The sequence below is a fragment of the Ruegeria sp. AL1 genome (assembly GCF_056540905.1).
Genome location: NZ_JBQFXP010000042.1, coordinates 1 through 601 on the forward strand (window position 1 = coordinate 1; position 601 = coordinate 601).

Annotated in this window: 1 protein-coding gene; it reads right to left on the bottom strand. The window is 61.4% G+C overall.

Annotated elements, in window-relative coordinates:
• The coding region (locus ACRZ9X_RS22430; RefSeq protein WP_480522311.1) for a T1SS-143 repeat domain-containing protein at positions 1 to 601 on the bottom strand (601 nt) is incomplete at both ends.

The following is a 601-nucleotide window of genomic DNA, read 5'->3' on the forward strand; positions in this document are numbered from 1 at the left end:
TCTTGACATTGAGATCACCCGGAGGGGCATCGCCAACACCGTCGGCAAGATCACGAGCGCCGGCCGTGGTCAGGTCATCCTCGTCCACCCGCGCATTCGCAGGCGTACCGACAACCGGACCGTCATCATCAACGCGAACCCGGAACGAGGACGACGAGGTGTCGCCATCCGAATCCGTCGCGGTGAAGTTGAAGAACAGGTTGATATTGTCTTCGGTGTTCGCTGTCGGATGATCCAGAACATCATTGAGATCAAACAGGTACGAGCCCGTACCCTGGTCGGACAGCGTGACCGTGAACACGGTGCGTCCACCGGCAGTCGCCGTCAGGATCGCGTCATTGCCCGACAGGGCATAGCTGACCGCCTCGCCCTGCGAGGTCAGGCCAAGCAGGTTCAGCGTCGCAATCGCATCCGCGGCAAAGGTCACCGCACGGTCGCCATTGCCCGCGGATGTGCCGCCGTCGACAACCGAATTGGCGTCATCGGCGCCGAAGTTAATGTTCAGATTGCCCGCAACGGTGGTGTCGTCACCATCGGTGTCGAGCACCGCATCGGTCTTGACATTGAGATCACCCGCAGCGGCATCGCCAACACCGTCGGC